Annotated in this window: 3 protein-coding genes, 1 pseudogene and 1 other annotated feature; of the genes and pseudogenes, 3 read left to right on the top strand and 1 reads right to left on the bottom strand. The window is 57.4% G+C overall.

Translation table 11 applies throughout. The features are described 5' to 3' along the window. The 3 genes and pseudogenes from EOA79_RS30970 to EOA79_RS30960 form a co-directional block, all read left to right on the top strand. Positions 1-520 (top strand): GNAT family N-acetyltransferase (locus EOA79_RS30970; RefSeq protein ID WP_164894031.1); only part of this gene is annotated, 520 nt, incomplete at its 5' end. Between the two features lie 407 nt (positions 521-927). Continuing rightward, positions 928-1,650, top strand: a complete 723-nt coding sequence (locus EOA79_RS30965) for a GntR family transcriptional regulator (RefSeq protein ID WP_128161196.1) — start codon at positions 928-930, stop codon at positions 1,648-1,650. A 125-nt stretch (positions 1,651-1,775) separates the two neighbouring features. After that, a pseudogene (locus EOA79_RS30960) lies at positions 1,776-2,714 on the top strand (IS3 family transposase); the annotation flags it as partial. Beyond that, positions 2,065-2,182 (top strand) — a sequence feature (AL1L pseudoknot). Its footprint overlaps the pseudogene before it by 118 nt. Positions 2,715-2,750: 36 nt before the next feature. On the opposite strand, the gene EOA79_RS30955 reads toward EOA79_RS30960, so the two are convergent. Further along, positions 2,751-3,208, bottom strand: a 458-nt coding sequence (locus tag EOA79_RS30955; RefSeq protein ID WP_245489975.1) for a transposase, incomplete at its 5' end; no start/stop codon positions are given.

Raw genomic sequence — 3,208 nt, 5'->3', positions numbered from 1 at the left:
CCGCAGGGCGAATACACCTACTTCCGAAGCGTGCGGTGCGACCTTGAGAGCTTTGTCTCGCTTTGATGACGCTGCAGTCGTCCATTTGAAGCTTAATCCCGAGCAGGAACAGTTCGTGGACTCGTTGGACGTGGTGTTCTCGGAGCTTCGAAATAGCTCTTGTCCCGAACTTGAGCATCCCTTCTCGATCGTCGTCCGCGATAAAGCTGTTGGATTTTTTGTCCTGCGTGAAAAAGCGGCAGTGCCGGAGTGGGCACCACCAGACGTGATCACTTTGCACAGCCTTCGCGTGGGTTCTGCATATCAATGCAGTGGATATGGTAGGGAAGCCATGAGACTTGCCGCCCAATGGATTTTAACCAACCGACCCGGGGTCGACTGCCTCATGCTTGCAGTAAACGTTCGCAATATGACAGCTAGAAAAGTTTATCTAAGGTCTGGCTTTTGGGACACAGGCGGTACCTACTGTGGCCCAGTCGGCACTCAGAACATACTTGCATGTACAGTCGGCTCGAAATAATGAGTTAAACTTGAATTGTTCTTTTTTGACTTCCGGACACAAAATCGGGATGGCTTTGACTGTTAAGCTCGCAGGCGGTCGAGCATGTTTCCGACGTCGAGACGGCAGAGAGCGCCATCCTGGATACGATCGCATCGCCAATTGGGGCATAACTGCCGAGAACGCGAGGCCGACGCTGTCGGCCGCAAAGTCTCCCATCGGGCATGGTGCCGCCTCTGTCTGGTTCACGGCAAAACCCTGTATTCGTTCGGAGTTCTTCTTCTAATTGCCCTGCGGCACGCGCTCGATGTTGACGACGGCAGCTGTCGGCCGGTTTTTATCTCCGGCAAGATCAGATCAATCGGGCCGTAGCTCGACTTGGAACTCGCTTTAGTTTGCGATTACTATACCTATTAGGACATTGCTGAATGAATGGATCAATTACGGTTACGCTGCACGAAAAGGTCCGACAAGAGATCATGCGGCGAGTGACCGAAAACGACTACAAGGTAGGGGAACCTCTGCCATCCGTCGCTGCATTGGCCGAGGAGTTCGGTGTAAGCGCAATAACTATCAAGCGTGCGCTGCGAGACCTTCAACCCACAGGAATCCTGCGTTCCGTCCTTGGACTTGGAATCTTTGTACGAGAGAGGCGCAGGTTCATTCGTGACCTCAATTTTTGCGTCACATCAACTGGAGATTCTCTGCGATTTGGGCAGAGACCGTCGATTCAACTGACATCGGTGACAAGGGAGAGAATCCGCAATCCAGCCTTCAGTGAGTTTGATGCACCAACCGGAAAAATGCTTTGCATACGGCGAATTATATCGGCCGAGGAAACGCCGATCATGTTCGATACTTCCTACTTGCCGCTTTCTTTGAACGACAAAGTCGTTGATGAGTTTGGAGAGAAGTTTGTAAGCGATGCACTGCGCGATCAAGGGAGGCGCTTTCGGAAGACAAAACTGCTTGTTGATGCCGCACCAGCCTCAGAGGAGGCACAGCAGGCATTCGGGATTCCTAATGGATATCCAACACTCCGACGCCTCTACCATTTAACCACCGCAGACCCTTCCTTCTCGGTCTTTGGAATTGCAGAATCGCCATTTGACCGGCTGGCATGCTCGGTAGAGTTAGAGCATGTTGAGTGACGAAACGCCGCACGTCAAGAAAGCGGTCGTGATGCCCAAGTCTTACGGCTGATCTTCTGCCATCTGAAGGGGGATCCTGACCCGCGCCGGGTTTGCCGGAGGCTTCAACCTTGAGAGGAGCCATCATGAGCAAGACGACGAACAGGTTTTCTCCCGAGGTGCGCGCCCGCGCGGTGCGACTGGTTCTCGATCACGAGAAGGATCATCCATCGCGCTGGGCGGTGGTGTCTTCGATCGCGGCCAAATCGGCTGCACGGCGCAGACGCTCAATGAGTGGGTGAAGAAGGCGGAGGTGGATAGCGGCGTCCGCGCCGGCCTTCCCACCGAGGTCGCCGAGAAGCTGAAAGCCCTGGAGCGAGAGAACCGGGAGCTGAGGCAGGCCAACGCGGCCAATGAGATCCTGCGCAACGCCTCCGCGTATTTTGCCCAGGCGGAGCTCGACCGCCGGTTCAAGCCCATGATCGCGTTCATCGACGATCACCGCGAGGCGCATGGGGTCGAGCCGATCTGCAAGGTGCTGCCGATCGCCCCGTCCACCTACCACGGCCATGTTGCCAAGCGGCGCGATCCCTTCCGGCGGTCTGCCCGGGCGAAGCGGGATGAAGTCCTGACGATCGAAGTGCGGCGCGTGTTCGAGGAGAACTTCCGCGTCTACGGCGTGCGCAAGGTCTGGCGGCAGTTGCGGCGGGAAGGCTTCGACATCGTTTTCTGCACCATCTCCCGGCTGATGCGGGAGATGGGCCTTGAAGGGCCGATCCGCGGCAAGCTGATCCGCACCACAGTGAGCGACAAGGCGGCGCCTTGCCGCTCGATCAGGTCAATCGCCAGTTCCATGCCCCGGCACCGAACAGGCTCTGGGTCTCGGATTTTACCCATGTCGCGACCTGGATCGGCTTCGTTTACGTGGCCTTCGTTATCGACGCCTATGCCCGCCGGATCGTCGGCTGGCGGGCAAACAGGACCGCGCATGCTGGTTTCGTTCTCGATGCCCTGTAACAGCTCTCCATGATCGGCGTCCCGACCACGGCGGCGGCCTTATCCATCACAGCGATCGCGGCAGCCAAGACGGATTCAAGCGGTCGTCGCAACACCGACTTTGTTCACTCATGGCAGCAACTCGTCAAGTGCCTCTGCCGGAGTTTTCCATTCGCCGGCATTGTGGCTGCCCCTCGCGCGCTCGGTTCGCAACGCATCGCGCACGATTTCCATTGACCGCGGTGGTGCCCATGGCCATGCGAATCGCGCGCATCGATTTCCGCGTCCAGGTGACAATGGGCGGCGACCTGGCTGGCTTGAGGCAACGCCTTCGTCACCACCCCGTAACCGCCGCCGCGGTCGCTCAAGACAATTTTGATCTCGGGATGATCGGCGATCCACGCCTCCACGGTCGCAATCTCGCAGTCGGGCAAGAGCGTCAGGGCTCGCCGCCGCTCAAGATTATACACGATCGTTCCGTAGCGATGATTTCTACGCCACGCCCAATGGTCGACGCCGGTCACATTCAGCTGGTTATTAGGCAGATTCGCTCCCAGCCGCACGACCCACACAACAGCGTGTC

This window comes from Mesorhizobium sp. M1A.F.Ca.IN.020.03.2.1, from assembly GCF_004023205.1.
Lineage (GTDB): Bacteria > Pseudomonadota > Alphaproteobacteria > Rhizobiales > Rhizobiaceae > Mesorhizobium.
Note: the sequence above shows the minus strand (reverse complement) of the source record. Positions and strands in the feature narration are given on the sequence as shown.